The sequence below is a fragment of the Corynebacterium striatum ATCC 6940 genome, assembly GCF_000159135.1.
Classification (GTDB): Bacteria; Actinomycetota; Actinomycetes; order Mycobacteriales; family Mycobacteriaceae; genus Corynebacterium; species Corynebacterium striatum.
Map to the genome: position 1 here is coordinate 55,130 of NZ_GG667523.1, position 17,817 is coordinate 72,946.

The 17,817-nt window shown below is 60.2% G+C and carries 12 protein-coding genes and 1 tRNA gene; 2 read left to right on the top strand and 11 right to left on the bottom strand.

What is annotated here, in order from left to right; all coding sequences use genetic code 11:
* Positions 1 to 11: 11 nt before the first annotated feature.
* The 4 genes from HMPREF0308_RS07755 to HMPREF0308_RS14195 form a co-directional block, all read right to left on the bottom strand.
* A complete protein-coding gene (locus HMPREF0308_RS07755; RefSeq protein WP_005530384.1) occupies positions 12 to 2,879 on the bottom strand; it encodes a hypothetical protein in 2,868 nt (955 codons plus the stop codon).
* Positions 2,879 to 6,553 (bottom strand): tubulin-like doman-containing protein, encoded by a 3,675-nt coding sequence (locus tag HMPREF0308_RS07760; protein WP_005530387.1) that lies wholly within the window; start codon positions 6,551 to 6,553, stop codon positions 2,879 to 2,881. Before HMPREF0308_RS07760 ends, HMPREF0308_RS07755 begins: the two co-directional genes overlap by 1 nt.
* 72 nt (positions 6,554 to 6,625) lie before the next feature.
* A complete protein-coding gene (locus tag HMPREF0308_RS07765; protein ID WP_005530388.1) occupies positions 6,626 to 9,535 on the bottom strand; it encodes a vWA domain-containing protein in 2,910 nt (969 codons plus the stop codon).
* Positions 9,535 to 10,128, bottom strand: a complete 594-nt coding sequence (locus HMPREF0308_RS14195) for a hypothetical protein (protein WP_236251908.1) — start codon at positions 10,126 to 10,128, stop codon at positions 9,535 to 9,537. Before HMPREF0308_RS14195 ends, HMPREF0308_RS07765 begins: the two co-directional genes overlap by 1 nt.
* Before the next feature lie 295 nt (positions 10,129 to 10,423).
* On the opposite strand from HMPREF0308_RS14195, the gene HMPREF0308_RS07775 reads away from it, so the two are divergent.
* Positions 10,424 to 11,122, top strand: a complete 699-nt coding sequence (locus tag HMPREF0308_RS07775) for a queuosine precursor transporter (RefSeq protein WP_005530391.1) — start codon at positions 10,424 to 10,426, stop codon at positions 11,120 to 11,122.
* Positions 11,123 to 11,315: 193 nt separating this feature from the next.
* Here the strand turns inward: HMPREF0308_RS07775 and tgt are convergent, their stop codons facing one another.
* From tgt to HMPREF0308_RS07805, 6 genes are all read right to left on the bottom strand, one after another.
* On the bottom strand, positions 11,316 to 12,608 hold the full coding sequence (gene tgt, locus HMPREF0308_RS07780) for a tRNA guanosine(34) transglycosylase Tgt (protein ID WP_005530393.1): 1,293 nt from the start codon (positions 12,606 to 12,608) through the stop codon (positions 11,316 to 11,318).
* A gap of 5 nt (positions 12,609 to 12,613) precedes the next feature.
* The gene (locus HMPREF0308_RS07785) at positions 12,614 to 15,016 is read right to left on the bottom strand and encodes an MMPL family transporter (RefSeq protein ID WP_005530395.1); all 2,403 of its coding nucleotides are present in this window, start codon (positions 15,014 to 15,016) and stop codon (positions 12,614 to 12,616) included.
* 110 nt (positions 15,017 to 15,126) lie between these two features.
* Positions 15,127 to 15,217: transfer RNA gene (locus HMPREF0308_RS07790), tRNA-Ser, on the bottom strand.
* A gap of 48 nt (positions 15,218 to 15,265) precedes the next feature.
* On the bottom strand, positions 15,266 to 15,466 hold the full coding sequence (locus HMPREF0308_RS07795; protein ID WP_005530396.1) for a CsbD family protein: 201 nt from the start codon (positions 15,464 to 15,466) through the stop codon (positions 15,266 to 15,268).
* Positions 15,467 to 15,509: 43 nt separating this feature from the next.
* The gene (locus HMPREF0308_RS07800) at positions 15,510 to 15,941 is read right to left on the bottom strand and encodes a nucleoside deaminase (RefSeq protein WP_034657328.1); all 432 of its coding nucleotides are present in this window, start codon (positions 15,939 to 15,941) and stop codon (positions 15,510 to 15,512) included.
* Positions 15,942 to 15,972: 31 nt separating this feature from the next.
* Positions 15,973 to 16,452 carry a tRNA adenosine deaminase-associated protein gene (locus HMPREF0308_RS07805; protein WP_005530399.1) on the bottom strand — a complete coding sequence of 160 codons (480 nt, stop codon included), beginning with the start codon at positions 16,450 to 16,452 and terminating at the stop codon, positions 15,973 to 15,975.
* A 39-nt stretch (positions 16,453 to 16,491) separates the two neighbouring features.
* On the opposite strand from HMPREF0308_RS07805, the gene HMPREF0308_RS07810 reads away from it, so the two are divergent.
* A complete protein-coding gene (locus tag HMPREF0308_RS07810) occupies positions 16,492 to 17,520 on the top strand; it encodes a prephenate dehydrogenase (protein ID WP_005530400.1) in 1,029 nt (342 codons plus the stop codon).
* A 9-nt stretch (positions 17,521 to 17,529) separates the two neighbouring features.
* On the opposite strand, the gene HMPREF0308_RS07815 is transcribed toward HMPREF0308_RS07810, so the two are convergent.
* A complete protein-coding gene (locus HMPREF0308_RS07815) occupies positions 17,530 to 17,718 on the bottom strand; it encodes a hypothetical protein (protein WP_005530402.1) in 189 nt (62 codons plus the stop codon).
* Positions 17,719 to 17,817: the final 99 nt, after the last annotated feature.

Below are 17,817 nucleotides of genomic sequence, written 5' to 3' on the forward strand. Positions count from 1 at the left end.
TTTCTTCGCTCCTAGAACGTATCGTCCAGATCATCGAGCGATGGTGGCTGCTGCGATTGACCGAAACCAAAAGGATTTGCGGTATTGCTGGTCTCATTTCCAAAGCTGTATCCAGGCTGAACCTGAGAAGCATTATTGAAAGAATCGATGTGATCAGTGTCATCGAGATCGCTCAGCGCATCCTCGAAGAACGCCGATGGCACCGCTTCCTCCAGCCGCTCTTCCTTCGGCACCAGGTACTTGAAATCCGTGATACGGCCGAACTGGACCACAGTGAGAGAACGGGAGAGCTGGCTGGTCAGCTCCGTATTGCTGTCCACCTCAATAGTGCGCGTGTAGTCAGGGTCGATCTCGGTGTAGCCTGCCGAAGCACCCAGGGTGGTCAGGGCCTCATTGCTGAAGGCCTGCATTGCCCCCTTCTCTTGGCTCATACCCGCCAGGAACTGCTCTGTGGACTGCGTCTGACGACGATTCTCATCCAAGAAGGTCACCGAAGACAGGTAGTGCTGCAGCCTGCCAGCCATCCGCGGATTCGTAATCACGTTGTGCCAGACCTGCGGCTTCTCATCACGGGAAGCCATGAGTGGGTGATCTAGGTGGCGTGAGATGAGGTCGAGCTGGGTGTTAGAGTTTTCGCCGCGCATGCCCCACATAGCGCTGAGCTGTACCGAGCCTTGGCCTACTTGATTGCGCTCAAAGACAGAGTTCATGTAATCGACGAGCGAACGCAGGGACTTGTGCGCCCAGTCACGTAAATAAACCTGGGAGCGAATCTCCTCAGCCATGCGGTTGGTTTCATCTTCCGAGACCTGCGCTTGGCCGATTCGCGCGTTATCCGGCAAGCCAGACTCTGGGGTACGCAGGTGATCACTCGTGGTGGAGTTAAGCCCGAACGGTGCGTAGATGGCACGTCCAAGGATTGCGGACCAGCTGAGGAACTGGCTGTAAGCGTTGAGGATGCGGTCGACGTCTGCAGCTGCTGACACGATGTTGCGCGCGGCAATCTCCTGGTTCTGGCGGTTGAGCTTTTGCCTTTGCACGTAATCGTAAATTTCGCGCTGTGCCTTGGTGAACATCAGCCACGTCAATAAAAGGAAGAGGATGATCGAAAGGAGCACACCAAAGGTGGTCCAACGCCAATCGAGAGTGAGCATGCCATCCCAGATCTTCACATCTGGGTTGTAATTGGCCAAGCACATGTAGAACAGCACAACCAGAACAAGAGTCAGGATGCTCCACGACGCACGCAGCTTGTTCGTGAGTCGTCGATTTTCATCGTTGAAGTCGCGCACAGCAAAGCCTTTTTCTTCCTCGCGCAGCCTGCGTGCTTCCATTTCGTAGAAATCAACGCGCTGGCGAGCGACACCAAGACGCTGTGCCAAGCCAGTACCGACCTTCCAGGCGAAGCTGTTTTGGTTCTGATTGCGCCACGCAGCGAATTCCTGCTTCTTGCGGTTGACTTCCGTGTTCTGCGTGACCTGGCTGGTCCAGTCCAGATCTGCTGCGAACTTCTCAGCCGCAATCGGGTCGAATGGGGCCACCTTAGCCTCGGACTCGTTGTTGTAGCCCACGGTGCGGTGCATCAGCGGATGGAAACCAAGGAAGGAGTTGCTCATGTCTGGCACGGACTGCTGCCCATACTGCACGATCAGGACTTCCTGTTGGCTGCCCTTCTGCGGTGTGAAGTTGGCGTCTTCTTTCCACTGACCATCAACCAAACCAAGGGCGAAGTCGTGGTAGGCCTCCCACATACCAGACAGCTGCGGCGCCTGGCCGATGTCGAATTGCACCTTCTGCGCCTCAGCCAGGGTGCGCTGGTTCTTCTGCTGCATCTGCTGAATAGACACAGCATTGCCCTTACCAGAGTGGCCATCCAGAACGACTTCCATGTTGGAATTCTGGCCATAGAGTAGGTTCTGAAGGAAGCCCGCGGTGGCACTGTTGACCGTGCCACGGTGGCTGTTGACCCAATCCTGCGGCTTGCCGATGACCATGGCCCAGTACAGGCGCAGGTTATCGCGCAGGGCAGCCCATGCGCTGACCTTCTGCGTCTTAGGCGACTCCAACGGGATTTCAGGGGACAGCAGCGAACTCCCGTGCATCGCGAAAAGCGTGTCGGAGTAGTACTGAGTCAGCCTCGCTGGATCAGTGACGCGCTCGGCATGGCTGTTGTTGCGCAGCTGCGGGCGCGGTAAGGGGCGGTTCGGATTGAACACGCGATCCTTGACCGCGTTCTCAACCGCGCTGGCGTCGATAGTGCGGTGAAATGCACGCACCAAACGGAAGTTCTCGCGGTTGCCCGTCTCCATGAGGCGGCCGGTGTCTGGATCAAACACCGCAGCCTGCGGCATTCCGCGCCAGAGGCCGAAGATAGATGCCACAGCAGGCGCAGCAAACTGGGCCAGTTCAAAGCCATCCTCAGTACGCGGAATCGGGCGAATACGCGTCGACGAAGGAGTGCCGCCCTCTTCCGGGGAGAGCACCAGGTTCTCCCACACCTGCAAGGGCTCGATGTGAACGTTGCGCAATGGCAACGCCGAAAGCAGGAGGCGCACTCGCTGGTTGGATGCCTGCACGATGCGGGAATCTACCGCGGCAGCCCACTGCGACAACGCCTCTGGTTGCAGGGGTTGCGCCTCATCCATCGAATCGAGAACCACCAGAAGGATGTCTCCTTCGTGGCGATGCAGGGCGTCGTCAAGCGTGGAAATGCGTGGCGTGCCCTCCGTGTCGAAAGAGCGCACTACTGGAGCTGACGTGGGGTGGGTGTAGTCCACCCACATGAAGTTATCCAGCAAGCCCACTGCACGCAGGTCGAAAAGGCGGGAACGAATCTCATCGGCCGTGGCGCCGTGTCCAAAGAACAGTACGTTAGTCATTAGAAGGTGTCATCCAAGTCGGTGAGGTTGAATTCAGGCTCAAAGCGCGGGGTCTGGCTGGAAGAATCCCGGCTCGCGGGAGCCTCAAAAGTATCGGGCGTTTCAGCGACAGTCTTTGCCTGGCCCAGCAAATCGCGGATACGCTGCGCCATGACGACGACGTCCGGTGCAAGGTCGCGGTAGTACGGCGTAGCGGAGGCGACATCGCGGCGGCGAATGTTTGCAAATGGTTTGTCATCCATGCCTTGGCCCGGCAGAGAATTCATTCCACCCGGAATGAAGAGATCGGCGCCGCGGACGAACTTATCGAGCTTCGCAACGAAGGATTCATAACGATCCTGGATGCCGAGGCCGACGGCGTCGCGGGGGCCCGGCACCTTGCCATCGCGCAGGAACTTAGCCAGACGGTGGACCAGTGGGTGCGTCGAAGCACCGGAGTGCGCAAAGTCCTGGCCGTCGTCGTAAAGCCCGCGCAGCAACTGGTACGGGTACAAGGAAGAGGCAAAGCCGTATGCGCCATTCTTTTGTACCTTCGCGTAGGCGATGAAGATGGACTCAAGCACAGAAGACATCCAGTCGGCCTTCTTGACCATACGGCGCGGGGAAATCAGCATCGGGTTCGGGAAAGGAACCCAAGCATTGACGCCACCTGGGGTGTCATCGAAGATGTGCGCCGCGGCCTTGTCGGTGTCCTGATCGGAGATGTGGATGAGGCCGGTGATGCGGCCGATGATCCATCCTGCCACCATGGCCTGGCGCTCCGTCTCGGTGATCGGTAGAGCGGCAGCTAGCGGGCGTGTGCGGCGCTCCGACCAATAAGAGCCATCGAAGTTTTCTTGCTTGTCGATGTCCTCGGCGATGTAGCCGAACATGGAAGAAAATACGATCGGCGAGTAGTTCGGGTAGGAACCAAAGATTTCGATGTGCTGGACCTGCTCAGACATGTTGAGCGAGTTGCGCAGCGCTACCTGGGATGGCTCATCGATGGAAGACGTGCTCAGGATGCTGCTCAGGCGTGGGACAATGCCAGTCTCTTCGTTCCCCAGCGCTTCGAACGGAATGTCCGAGAAAGAGTAGGTGTACTGGACGTCCTTGCCGTGGATGCGCTGGACCATGTCGCTGGACACGGCAGCCAACGGGCGGGCGTAGCTCAGCGCCATCTGGAAGGCACTAACGAAGCGATCGATGCGCTGGCTATGCTCAACCTCGTTGATATCTGGGGTAAGCGTCAGGTAGCTGCGCAGATCCACTGAGTTGAACTTGTGGAACTCGTAGTCGCGGCGGTTGATCCAATCGCGAGCACGTCCCAGCAGGTCCGCCGGACGGATACGTGCACGGTACTGGGCACGCTGGGACTCGCGACGCTCCCCGGTCTGCGGATGCTGCGACAGGTGCTTGGATACCCAACCTGCACGGTTGCTGTATTCATCGTTGGTGCGCTTCTGCGGCGCCAGCGTATCCCGCGGTGCCTTGTTGGCATCCAGCGAATCCCACTCGCCGCGAATGACCGCACGCACCGCGAATGGGTAAGCCTGATCGTAATGTTGCACATCGGCAGTGGACTGCTGGCCCTGAATGGTGCGCAACATCTGGGTTTGGTAGTCGGTGATAAACGCGTTGACGTCGGTCAACATGATTTCGTTTTCCGCGCCCTTGAAGCGGGACTCAACGACCTCGTCTACTTCCTCCGGCCAGGCGTTGACCTCGTTGGTGCGAACGTCTGCCAGCTTGTTGGTCTCCGGGCGTGACTGTGCTGCCTTCTCGAGCACCTTATGGGCGTCGCCAAGCTCACGCTGCAGATGGAAGAGGTTCTCGTCGACGTAATCCTGCAGAACGTCCTGCAGAATATGCGCCGTAGCCAACAGGAAGTAGTGATAGAACTGCTGGTGATAAAGGCCCAGTAGAGCGTTGACAGTCGGCGTTGGATCCGTCATCTGACCCTTGCCGGTCAGCGGGCTAAGGATCGGCTCCGCGCCTTGCGGAAGCGCAAGCACGGCGAAGTTCTGGAAGGAATTAGAGAACTCATTAAGCTGCGGCTGCAGGCGGTCGCCGCTGGCCAAGACGTCCTTGACGCGATCGAGCATCTCGCGAACATAAGGCAGGCCCACTGCCGCCAACTCGCCCTCGACCGTGCTCAAGACCTTGTCTGAGAAGAAGTTAGCGAAGCGATAGGTGGTGTCATACGCCGCCTGTTGGAGCATTCCCGCGATGTACTGCTGGTTCTGTGGATCGCTCAGGTTCTGGATGAGCTCGCCACGCCACTCGTCTACCTTGCGGCCCTCGCCGATAGGAATGAAGTTACGCAGGTTGCGCACTGCGTTTTCCGCGGCGGGCTGGGCCATCATATTGAAATTGGCCATCAGCCAGTTCCAGGTAGTGTTGATATCAATCGGAGCGCCCGTTGCCCAGTTAGGGTCCAGAGTCATCTCCTGGAAGCGAGCAGGTAGACGCTCATCGAGGCGCTTAGCAATTTGTATCTCGCCAGCTTCCGGATTGGCCTTGTCAAGGTGGCCGTTGAGCAAACGGTCGAAAGAACTACGGGCCAGGCGCTGTGCGGAATACTCAGCGAAGCGGTCACGGCCCATGGAAATCTGTGCGTAACCCAGAGAGCCCCAAGGCAAGCGTGCCCACGGCGTACCGCCCTGGGACTGATCACGGTCCCAACCGAAGAAGCGGCGGCCGCCGTCACCGGATGGGGTGTTGGTCAGTGCGTAGGAAACCAGGTTGTCAGAGGCACGGGTCGAGGCCATCAAGCCCGCAAGCGCGCGGCCAAGGCCACGGTAGACGGACATCGCGGAGCCATCGCCGAAGCGGGAGCCGGTTGTGCCCATCTTGGAACCGATTGGGAAAATACGGCCGAATGTCGGACCGTCCGGCGGGGTGCCCATGTCGAAGGCCTCGAAGATGGCGCGGTCATGCGCGGTGGAGTTGCCCATCTGGGAAGCCACAACCTCGCCGAACATGGCCAGGGAATTCGGCCACGCACCGGCCATGTCCTCTGCCTTGTTGTCGGAGAAGATCTCCGGGGTGTACATGAAGACCAGCGTGCTGGTGGGATCGAGATTCTTGATGGTGGTCAGAACGCGGCAGACATCCAGGAACATCGAAGCGCCTGCGCCGCCTGCCATGGAGGAAACAACCAGCACAACCGGCGCGGAGGAACCAGTATCGGTGCGCTTCTTCGACTGCTTGTAATTGAGCTCGTTGAGCTCCTGGATAGCTTCCTGGGTAAACATCTCAGACACCGCCGCGTTCAATGCGTTGCGGATGTCCCTCAGGTGGCGCAGGGTCAGGATGCGGCCGATGGCGCGGTACTGGCCGGCGCCGTCGGCAAGCTTCGTGTCATTCGATTGCGGCGTACGCGAAGCCCACGTGGCGATCTCGCCCAGCTTGCCGGAGCGGCCCAGCGTTTCAGAGATACCCGCGTCGAACTGGTTGTAACGCTGTCGTGAACCGATGCCGACGTACTGGCCACCGCTCTGGGTAACGTTCGGCAGCTTCTGCGGGCCAGCCTCCTCTTCGAGGGGCACATCGATGTTCACAAACTGCCACGCCTTGGGCAGCTCGGTAATGTCTGGATCGATGGTGCGCAGCTCCGCCTTGAGCTGGTCCATGATAAAAGCCAAGGTCTTGGCGCCGGAGCCACCGCAGCCAACTACGAGGAACTTCTTCATCTGCTCTTAAAACCTTTCGGGATGTCTCTTTAAGTGTTCAACTTGTGCGTTCTGCTTGCGTTCTGGTTCGGACTAGTTGTTTCCGAAGGAAGGCCCCTGCGGCCATCCACCATTATTGCCGCTTGGTCCGTTGCCCGGCTGGCCAAAGCCTCCCTGGTTACCCGGTTGGCCAAAGCCTCCCGGCTGGCCGCCTTGGTTACCCGGTTGGCCAAAGCCTCCCTGCGGACCTGGTTGACCGAAGCCACTTTGGCCACCTGGATGGCCGAAGCCGCCCTGTTGGCCTGGCTGACCAAAGCCGCCCTGCTGGCCGAAGCCGCCTGGCTGGCCCGGCTGACCAAAGCCACCCTGCTGCCCCGGGAACTGCTGCACTGGAGCGTTAGCACCCGGCGCGTTCTGCCGTGCCTGTACACCTTGTGCGCCTTGCTCTCCCTTCGGGCCCTTTGGCGCCTTCGGCTCCTTCGGCGCTGGGAACTGCACCTGCTCGAAGAGCACCGGTGCGGAGCGGTTAATCTCCTCGGAAAGCTCGTCGTACTTTTCGGCATGTGCCATCGTGTCGATGGTCAAGACGATCTCGCCGCGGTCCTTGTCATTCGCGTTGCCCACGAAGAACCAGTTGTTCTGAACTGCCAGCGGCAAGATGGCGCGGCCACCGGACTGCTTGCCCTTGCCGGAGATGGAGCCGTCCTTTTCAATTTCCACGTGTGCCGCGGTAAATGGGCTAAGGCCCATCTTTACCTTTGCCTCGTACAGGCCCAGGTTTGCCCGGCGCGGCGCGGCGTCGACAGGCACTGCGCCCTGGAACTCGTCCTTGGAAACCACAAACGGCTTGCCGGTATCCGTGCGGATGAGGCTCGTGCCGTCCTTCTTGACCGGAATCGTCTTCGCGAACATGCGCGGGGATTCAGGGATGCGGCCCGAGAACCACTTCATGAAGTAAAGAACTGCCAGCGGAATCAGAAGGCCCAAAAGGACCGCCAGCACGAATGCCAGGCCGAAAGCGCTCTTGCTCAAAGGCGTGGTCATCGAACCCTTGAGCTGCAAAGGCAGCTGCGCTTCCTGATTATCTTCCGCAGACTGCAAGCTCAGCGTTGGCTTGAGCGCCAATGCGCCGTCTTCCATATTTTCGGCAGAAAGGGTCACAGGCAGCGTCGCCTCTTCGCCCTTGGCCAGCTCAAGCGCGTTATCCGCGGAATCGTGCTGCGAGGTTACCTTCAGCGCATCCACGCCCTTCGGCAGCGTGGCCTCATCAGCGCCGAAGCTCTGCTCCGCCAGCCACACCTTACCCGGACCAGCTACCGGAACATCGATCGTGACTTCCTTTTCCGTCATCGACACCACCTGTGCCGAGCCGACGGAAGGCATGTTGACCGGGGTAATCGTCAGCGGGGTTTCACTCTTGATGGGGTTGAGCTTGGAGCCCGGCTGATTATCGACGCCCTGCGTGGTGATGTCCACGCTGGTCACCAGCTTGCCCGCGGCAACGTTTTCGACCTTATCCAACGGGATATCCACTGCGTTGCCGTCCACGATCGGGGCGTTTTCGAGCAGCGTCACTGACTCGCCCTCTTCGGGGACGAACTCCGCGCGCAGCATGCCTTGGCCTTCGAGCTTGCGCGGCTGACCGCCGCCGTCGACAAGCTGTGCCTTAATGACTTGGTCGGAGTTGATGCCGCCGCTTAGCTTCTCACCGTTTTCGCGCTGCAGGTTGAGGTTCAGCCCCGGAATCATCACCATAGATGCCTGGTACTCGCCCTCGGCGCCGCCCTCCAGCTTGTAGCCAAAGGTCCACTTGCCGGCCCAGCCTTCGCCACCCTTCTTCATCGCGACGTCGACCATGCCCGGCAGGCGGTCATTGGTGGTGATCTCCACGTCGGCGCCGGCGACCTTCTTGGTATCCGGCTTCAGCTCTACCGTTTGCCCATCAGGGCCGGTGAGAGTCGGGATGATCTTGCCTTCTTCCACGCTGGTCTTCGGAACCGCGGACAAGCGGACCGGGTCGACCGAGTTATCCAGGAAGAAATCGAATTGCTCGGTGAAAGTACCTTCCTTTTTCAAGCCACCGGAGGTAGGAATGAGATTACGGAAGGCCGCGAACAATGCGGCGGGATCCTCACCGCCGTTGAAGAAAGCACCGTTCGGTTCGCCCTGGCCACAGCCCTCGCCTTCAGCCAGATCGGTGAGAAGCTCCGTCTGTTCCTTCGCATCGCGCTCCGGTACGAGGCCGACGTTGAAGAGGCGGATATTGGACTGGCGGAAGGCGGAAACCGTGGAATCCGGGGTGCACAAAATGTTGCGGGCTGCTGCGTTGTCCTTGCCGGTCTCAACGCCTACGTAGGCGCCGTCGGTGAAGAAGACGATCGCGCGGCAATCGCTGCCATCATGATCGCCAAATTCCTTGAGCGCGCCCGAGTAGGCCAGGCCATAGTCGGTCTCTAGGTCAGAGGTGCGCTCCTTGTTACGGAAAGCGTCAATCTCCTTGTCCAAGGCACCGGCGTTTCCGGAAACATTGGTCCAGCCACCATACTCGCCGGCCTCGGAGTAATAGCCGGAGCCGAATCCGGCAAGCTTGACATTGATATCCGCGCCGGCGTCCTTGCCCAGGTTGGCCAGCTGATTGACGATGTCCTTGGTGGCATCAACACGGAAGTGGGAGCCATCGGTGGCGGGTTCGCCTTGGTAACCGATGAGGGACTGCGACTGGTCGAGCACGAACAACAGGTCCGCGGATTTCTTATCCGCGATACACGAGCTGAAGTCCGCGAGGTTCTTCTGCGAGGCTTCGGAGAGGCTGCTTTCGGAGGCCTGCGGAGCTTGTTCTGGTGGGGCTTGTTCTTGTGGTGCTTGTTCTGCTGGCGGGGCCGCTTCGGGCGCTGGTGCTTGCTCAGGCGCTGGTGCTTCTTGCGCGGAAGCTCCCAAGGAACCTGCGAAACCGCACAACAATGCGGTGCTGCTGAGAGCGAGGAGACGATTGAGTTTTCGCATTAGGCGCCCATCACCTTTCCTACGTAGAAGGCGATCTCCACCGCAGAGGCAACAACGAGTACGAAGCCGCCGATCATAACGAGGCGGTAGACCAGCGTCTGGCGCGTGTCCTCAATGTAGAAGCTCTCTGCTTGGCGCTTGGTGTTTTGCAGGGTGTACAGGCCAAGGAGCACGAAGGCGACGATGCCTGCAAGCACCCAACCGGTAATTGCCAGTCCAAAGAAGAGGCCTTGGGTCGCAGTGGAAACCAACGGCGCGGCAATCACGACGATTGCAGACAAAATGGCGGCCACACCAGCGGCGATGAGCAAAGGCCACGGGCCCTTGGTCGGCGCGGCCGGAGTGGCTGGGCGCGAGCTGCGCGGCGCGCTGGGCTGCCCGCCCGGTGCGCCAAAGCCCTGGCTGCCTTGTGCGGGGCCAGCTGCGCCAAACGACGGCGCGGTGCCTCCTGCTTGATTCGGCGAACCGAAGTTAGGGGAACTCGGGAATCCGAAACCCGAGCCGGCGTTGTTGGGTCCGGTATTGGACCCGCTGCCCGCTCCGGGGTACGGACCGCCAAACTGGGGCGACGAACCAGGCGAACCAAATGTCATAATTAATGACCTTTTCTCAAATAGCGCTCCCCCGACCAAGAGCGCAGCCAGGGAAACCAAAGGGAACAAAATAGGCACAAGTGTAGCAAGCAAAAGAATGCCATATTTGAGGCCTCATTTCGCCCCTTCCTTGGGATTTGCCCTCTGCTATCTCATCGCTAGCTTGCTAAAGCTAGGTTTAACTGAAAATCTTTCGCTGGATCTACCTTGAGGATCATTCCCCAACCTCCCCCCAACATGTGGGAGCATTTTCTGGTTTCTTAGACCATAAGACGACATGGCAAGATAACTGCCCATGACAGAAAAATCGGCAACCGCAACCACTTCCAGTGGCGAGAGCATCCGATTCATCCCGGTACAGTCCACTCTGTACCCGTGGCTGGTTACGGTGTTCGTCGTTACGTTCCTCATCTCCAACATCAACGCCACAAAGGGCGTCCAGCTCGGTCCGCTCATCACCGACGGCGCCTTCTTCTTATTCCCACTGGCTTATATCGCAGGCGACGTCCTGTCCGAATGCTATGGCTTCAAGTCCACGCGGCGGGCGGTCTACATCGGATTCGTCATGGCGATTCTGGCCGCGGTGTGCTTCTATATCGCGATTTGGCTGCCAGCGGCGGATTTCTATGAGGGCCAAGAGGCCTTCGCCGCTACCTTGGGCCTTGTACCGCAAATCCTCGCCGCTTCCTTGGCAGGCTACTTGGTGGGCCAGCTGCTCAACTCCTTCACGCTGACCCGTATGAAGGCAAAGTCCGGTGAACGCGGGCTCATCGGCCGTTTGGTGGCTTCAACCGTCGTGGGCGAGTTCGGCGATACTGTGTTGTTCTGCATCATCGCCGCACCAGTCATCGGCATTTCCACATTCAGCGGCTTTCTCAATTACGTAGTGGTCGGCTTCGTGTGGAAAACCCTCATCGAGGTGGTCATGCTGCCAATAACCACCGTCGTCATCAAGTGGGTTAAATCCCGCGAAGACTACGTTCCCAGCAGCTAAACCACAAATCCCCAGCCCTAGAAACCCAACCCTAGAAACCCAGGGCTGGAACTGCAGCTTCCTGGTGAAAAGGGCGGCGTCGGCAAGCGCGAGAAAAGCCGAACAGGAGGTCTGCAGTTCCAGCCCTGGGTATTTGCGGAAAAGAGGCGGAGGGCGCATTTGCGGAAAAAGGCGGAGGGCGCAGGGAGGTAGCTTACTTGCCGGCGTAGTAGCGGCCCATGAACTCGTCGCGGTAAGCCTCGTAGTAGCCGCCGTCGATGGAGGCGCGGATGTTGTCCACCAGGCGGATCATGAAGGTCAGGTTGTGCATGGTGCACAGCGTGCCGGCCAGGAATTCGTTGGCCTTGAGCAGGTGGTGGATGTACGCACGGGAGTAGTTCTCCGAAACGTAGCCGCCAAACTCCTCGTCGATTCCTGCAAAATCGCGCTTGAAGCGCGCACCCTTCAAGTTCAAGCGGCCATCCAGCGTGTACACGCCACCGCGACGCCCCAGGCGGGTAGGCGCGACGCAATCGAAGGTATCGGCGCCGGCCTCAATCGCGGTGAACAGGTCATCGGGCTCAGAAATGCCCAGCAGGTGGCGCGGTTTATCCTCAGGAAGCTCGTCGCAGACCCAGCCCACGATGGTGCCCAGGTTCTCCTTCTCCAGCGCGCCGCCGATGCCAAAGCCGCCGAAACCGCGCTTGCCGTTTGCCTCGGCAGCCTGGGAAAGCTCCACCAAACCGCGGGTGGCTTGGCGGCGCAAATCCTCATATTGCGCGCCCTGCACCACGCCCCACAGGGATTGGCGTGGCTTTTGCGGGCCACGCTCCTCGGTCAGGCGGTGGTGTTCGTCCAAGCAACGCTGTGCCCAGCGATGGGTGCGCGCGACGGATTCCTCCTGGTAGGTACGGGTATCCACCAAAGTGGTCAGCTCGTCGAAGGCGAACATAATGTCGGCACCCAAACCATGCTGAATCTGCATGGAAACCTCTGGGGTAAAGCGGTGCTTCGAGCCGTCAATGACGGACTTGAAGTCCACGCCGTCTTCGTCGACCTGCGCCATGCGCTCCTTCTTGGCCGCGCGGATGTCCTTCTCGGTGAGGTTCGAGGTGTCCATGGCCAGGACCTTCTTGAAACCCACGCCAAGCGACATCACCTGGAATCCACCGGAATCGGTGTAGGTGGGCCCATGCCAGTTTTCAAAGGCCGCGACGCCGCCAGCCTCATCCACGATGTCGTGGCCCGGCTGCAGATAAAGGTGATAAGCGTTGGACAAGATAGCCTGCGCGCCCGTCTGCCGGATCTGCTCCGGAGTCAGGGTCTTGACCGTGGCCTTAGTGGCCACGGGGATAAAGGCTGGGGTCTGAATATCCCCGTGCGGGGTGTGAATGGTGCCGCTGCGACCATGCTTGCCAGGACCGGCCTGGTCGAGGCGCGTGCGCACGTCGAAGCTCAGGTCAGTCTCTAGCTTGGGTGCAGGAAAAGGCGGCTGTTGCTCGATCATAAGGGCTAGTTTACGTGCTGCGTCGTATCAGCAGATGCGCCGCCATGCTCACGCTCCCACTCTTCTTCCAGAGCTGTGCCTTCGATGTCGAGGGAAGGCATGACCTTGTCCATCCACTTCGGCAGCCACCAGGTGGCGCGACCCAGCAGGAACATCGTGGCGGGGACGAGGGACATGCGCACGAAGAAGGCGTCGAAAAGCACGCCTGCGGCAAGGGCGAAACCGAAGATCTGAATGAACGGCAGCGGCTGGTTAATAAACGCCACGAAGACCGAAATCATGATGATGGCTGCGGCCGTGACCACGCGCGCGCCTTCGGTAAAGCCCGCGATGGTGGCCTCGTCCACGGCGTTGTACTTGGTGCCACTGCCCTGCGGGTGGCGCGAGATATGCTCGCGCATGCGGGTAACCAGGAAGACCTGATAGTCCATGGCCAGGCCGAAGGTCACGCCGATCAAGAAGATAGGCATGAAGGAAATTAGCGGACCAGGCGCCGGGACTAGGCCAAAGAGGCCGTCCTGCCACACCAGAACCGTAAGGCCGAAGGCCGCGCCCACTGAGAGCAGGAAGCCCAAGCCAGCCACCACAGGGACCAAGACCGAGCGGAAGACTAGGAAGAGCAGCAGGATGGCCAGGCCCACCACGATGGCCAGATAAGGCAGCATGGCGGCCTCAAGGCGCTCGGTGATATCTAGCTGCACGGCGGTCAGGCCAGTCATGCCGATTTCCGCGCCGGTGACCTCGCTCAGGCGCTCATTTTCCGCACGCAGTGCCGACGCCGTGCCGACGGTCGTGGGATCCGTCGGGCCAGTGGTCGGTGCAACCATGATCTGCGCCGCGGTCTGATCAGAGTTGAGGCCAACGATCTGTGCGTGCTTCACGCCGCCTACCTGGTTAAGCTGCTGGGTCGCGTACATGAAGGAGGCGAAAGTTGCCTTCTTTTGTTGGTCTTCGCCTTCTTGACCCTGAATCAGCGGCTGGAGAGCCGGCGCGTCTGGGTTGGCTTCCTCACCGTTGACGATGACCAGGAATGGACCATTGACGCCTGCGCCGAAGCCTTCCGCCAGCAGGTCCGCGGACTTGCGCTGGGTGGTATCCGGATTTGAGCTGGTATCTGCCGGCAGCGCGAGCTCCATGTTCAGCACCGGGGCGCTCAGCGCGCCAAGACCCAACACGACCACGGCCATGACCAGGCCCGGGGCCTTCTGCACTGCGCGCACCCAGCGGTTGCCCATGGTGGCGCCCTTACGGTGCTTGCCCTTCTTGTTCGGGTTGCCGGCGATGCCGGGGATTCGACCAGCAAAGGCTTTATCGCCAGCCAGGCCAAGCAGCGCCGGCACCAGGGTCAACGCGACGAGCACCGCCATGAACACGGTGCCCGCGGCGGCCAAGCCCATGGCAGTGAGGAAGCCAATCTTGGCCACGATGAGGGCAAAGAGCGCCACAAAGACCGTGGCGCCGGCGAAGACCACGGAAGAACCTGCCGTGCCCACCGCCATGCCGGCGGCTTCGGGCCCATCCATCCGCGAGCGCTCCTGGCGGTAGCGCGACATGATAAACAGCGCATAGTCGATGCCCACGGCCAGGCCAATCATGATGGCCAGGACCGGGGTCAAGTTATTGAGCTCAATCCAGTGCGTGGCAATCATGACGCCGAGCGCGCCGAGACCCACGCCCACGACGGCCGAGATGAGCGGCATGCCTGCCGAGACCAAAGAACCGAAGGTGAAGATGAGGACGAGGAAGGCCACGCCCAAGCCGATGATCTCCGAGGTGGAGTTGACCTTAATCTCATCGCCAAAGCCCGCGCCGCCGGCCTCGACCGTTAGCCCCCTCTCGCGGCCCAGCTCCATCGCTGCGGTGACGACGTCCTTGTCTTCTTGCTCAACGGTGTAGGAGCTTTCCGCATCGAAGTCGAAGGTGGTGTAGGCGATGGTCTCATCCTCGTTGACCATCGCGAGGTTATCCGCATCCTTGCGGGCGGTCTCTTCCGGCAGGCCCATCGAGGTGAATTGATCGATAACCTGCTGCTGCAGAGCCGGCGATACGTCGAGCGGGTTGCCCCAGCGTTGCTGGTCCTTGATGCCGAGCTCGTTGGTGATCTGATCGACCACCTGCTGGATCGCTTCCTTGTTTTGCGGGTCAGAAAGCTTCTGCCCCTCGGGGGCTTGGAAGACCAGGTTCACAGAAGGCGCGCTGGCCAGGTTGCCGCTTTCCGGGAAGAGCTCGGCGGCGCGGTGGGTAGCGTCAATCGCCGGCGTGCCCTTGATGGAGTACTCCGTAGTCATGGGCTTCATCAAGGCAATCGTGGCGCCCACGGCGGCCACAAAGATCACAAGCCATGCGATGATCACTTTCCACCTGTTGAGGAAGGACCAGCGCCCAAGACGGTACAAGAGTTTTGCCACAGGAGTTACCTTCTGTCTCGTTGATTAACTTCGCCCAGTCTAGCGGCCAGCCGCTGGCAGCTAAAACACGAAAAGCCGTGGAGCAATTACTTGCCCCACGGCTTTCGCTATGGCGGTGGCGGCGGGATTTGAACCCGCGGTTGGGGGTTACCCAACATTCGCTTTCGAGGCGAACACCTTCGGCCGCTCGGACACGCCACCGTGGTCTAGGTTACGTGTTGAAGCGCGCGGCACAAAATCCCGCCGGATTTACTTGTCCTTCAGGCCGCCAATAACCTCGTTGGCCTTGTCCTTTACGCCCTCGACAGCGTCAGAGACTTTGTCCTTAGCCTGGGAAATAACCTGGTCTGCCTTGCCCTCGTTAGCAAGATCCTCGTTGTCGGTTGCGTTTCCCGCAGCTTCCTTGGCCTTGCCTACTAGGTCGTCCTTCTTGTTTTCAAAATCACCCATGATGAGCCTCCTTTGTTTTGCGATGACCCCACCCTACACAGATTCAGCGCAGCTCGCCGAAGAAGCCGGTCAGCAGTCCGGCACATTCTTCCTCGCACACCCCGGCGCGCACTTCGGGCACGTGCAGGGAACCGGGGGCACGCAGGACATCGACAAGCGAGCCGCACGCGCCCGTCTTCGGTTCGAAAGCACCAAAGACCACGGAAGCCACGCGGGCACCCTGGATGGCCCCGGCACACATCGCGCACGGTTCGAGGGTGACCACAATTTCGCAGCCTTCTAGGCGCCAGCCATTGCCATGCTTGGCGACGGCCGCGCGAATCGCCTCCACTTCCGCATGCGCGGTGGGATCGCCGCGCTGCTCCCGGCGGTTGACGCCGGTGGAAAGCTCGTTGCCGGCGGCGTCGTAAAGCACAGCGCCTACCGGGATGTCTCCCGCGGGTGTCTGGCGTGCCACCTCGAGCGCGCGGCGCATGCGCGCCTCGGCGCGGGCCAAGCCTTGGGATTTAAGCAATGATCTCTTCGAGCTCGTCGCCGAAGCCTAAATCGCCCGCGATGCGCAGGAGCATGTCGGAGGGCCAATCTTCGTCATTGTCGATGATGTAGCCCAACTGATCTTCACTGAGTCCAAGATCAGCAAAAATATCGAAGTCACCGTCGCCATAAGGATCTGGATCCTCGTCGTCGTCATCGATTTCGGGGAAGTCAAGGTCGCGCAGCTCCAGGAAGTCGGCGGCGAAATCATCCTCGTCGGCATATGTGGCGTCAGAGATCAGCATGCGCACATCTCCCGGCACCGGGCGCACAACGACAAAGTAATCATCGTCCACACACAGCAGCGCAAAGGCCGCGCCCTCGGAGCGCAGCGCGCGCACTGCGTTTATGGAGGTGTTGATGTCCTCGAAGTCGTCATCGAACTCCCGAACCACCCATTGCCCCTCATTGCGGGCAACGGTTACTGCGAAGGAGATGTTGTCATCGCTCATACCTCGTGAGATTAGTCGTGTTGTGCCAGAATTGTCACCGTGAGTTCTCAAGACGTTCAACGACCCGTATGCATCATCGGCCTCGGCCTCATTGGTGGTTCCCTGCTGCGCGACCTCGTGGCAAGCAAACACGCAGTGTATGGCTACAATCACTCGACTTCCGGCGCCCGCAGTGCCATCAAAGCGGGCTATGACGTCACCGATGACATGCCTGCGATCCTCGCACGCGCCGAGGCTGACGACGCCCTTATCGTCATCGCTACCCCCATGAATGCGGTGGACTCGGTGCTGAATCAGATCGAAGAGCATGCGCCGAGCTGCGGCATTACCGACGTGGTTTCGGTCAAGACGGAGGTCCGCGAACTCTTCCTGAAGCGTGGTATGGAAAGCCGTTACGTGGGCGGACACCCGATGGCCGGTACCCAGAACTCCGGCTGGGACCACTCCCAAATTGGCCTGTTCAAGCGCTCGGCGTGGGCAATTACTTATGACTACGCGGCGGAGTGCGAAGCCCGTGGCGAGCGCATCCCTAAGAAGTGGATTGAGACCTTCTCCGACGTTGTGCGCATGACACAGATGGTTCACGCAGAGGCCGTTCCGGTGCGCGTGGCCAACCACGATGCGGCCGTGGCCCGCATTTCTCACCTGCCGCACGTGCTGGCTGAGACCCTCGCCGTGGTGGGCGACAATGGCGGTATCCTCGCGCAGTCCTTGGCCGCGGGCTCCTTCAAGGACGGCACGCGTGTGGCGGGCACCACGCCTGAGCTCGTGCGTCAGATGTGTGAGACGAACGCGCCCGCGCTTGTCGACGCCCTCGACGAAGCCCTCCAGCTCCTCCAAGCCGCGCGCAACTCGCTCGCTGCGGAGCAGCCTTCCATCGCAGACTTGGCTGAGACCGGCTTCCGCGCCCGTACTCGTATTGAGGCGCGCTCGGGTGCCCGCAAGGAGTCTGTCTCGCCGGTGAAGATTTCCTCCCGACCGGTGCTGCGCCTACACCCGGGCGGCCCGAACTGGGTGGCGCAGCTGCGCCAGTCGGAGTCCTTGGGCGGGCGCATCGAGATTTTCTAGGCTGCGCTTTTAGTCCCGGAAGGTGTCATCGCGCTGCTTCCGGGACTTTGACTCGTCTCGGCTCAGCGCGAGAATCGGCAGGCCTAAGAGGCCGAGCGCAATTCCGACGGGCAAAAGCCATAGCATCCCCGACGCCAGCCAGAGAACCGCACCGAGAATGGCGCCGGCGATGAGACAGGATGCAAGCTTCTGGTTCATGGAATCTAGGGTACGGGGGCGTCGGAAAGCATGTGCGATCGGCCTAACTGACAACGAAGCCTACAGTTTTGGGGGTGTCGCGGCTTTCGTTGGCAAATA

Bases quoted from the DNA above. Each gene is read 5' to 3' on its own strand.
- HMPREF0308_RS07815 (WP_005530402.1), bottom strand. From the start codon at position 17,718: ATGAACCAGAAGCTTGCATCCTGTCTCATCGCCGGCGCCATTCTCGGT.
- HMPREF0308_RS07775 (WP_005530391.1), top strand. From the start codon at position 10,424: ATGACAGAAAAATCGGCAACCGCAACCACTTCCAGTGGCGAGAGCATC.
- HMPREF0308_RS07765 (WP_005530388.1), bottom strand. From the start codon at position 9,535: ATGCGAAAACTCAATCGTCTCCTCGCTCTCAGCAGCACCGCATTGTTG.
- HMPREF0308_RS07755 (WP_005530384.1), bottom strand. From the start codon at position 2,879: ATGACTAACGTACTGTTCTTTGGACACGGCGCCACGGCCGATGAGATT.
- tgt (WP_005530393.1), bottom strand. From the start codon at position 12,608: ATGATCGAGCAACAGCCGCCTTTTCCTGCACCCAAGCTAGAGACTGAC.
- HMPREF0308_RS07800 (WP_034657328.1), bottom strand. From the start codon at position 15,941: ATGCGCCGCGCGCTCGAGGTGGCACGCCAGACACCCGCGGGAGACATC.
- HMPREF0308_RS14195 (WP_236251908.1), bottom strand. From the start codon at position 10,128: ATGACATTTGGTTCGCCTGGTTCGTCGCCCCAGTTTGGCGGTCCGTAC.
- HMPREF0308_RS07760 (WP_005530387.1), bottom strand. From the start codon at position 6,553: ATGAAGAAGTTCCTCGTAGTTGGCTGCGGTGGCTCCGGCGCCAAGACC.
- HMPREF0308_RS07805 (WP_005530399.1), bottom strand. From the start codon at position 16,452: ATGAGCGATGACAACATCTCCTTCGCAGTAACCGTTGCCCGCAATGAG.
- HMPREF0308_RS07795 (WP_005530396.1), bottom strand. From the start codon at position 15,466: ATGGGTGATTTTGAAAACAAGAAGGACGACCTAGTAGGCAAGGCCAAG.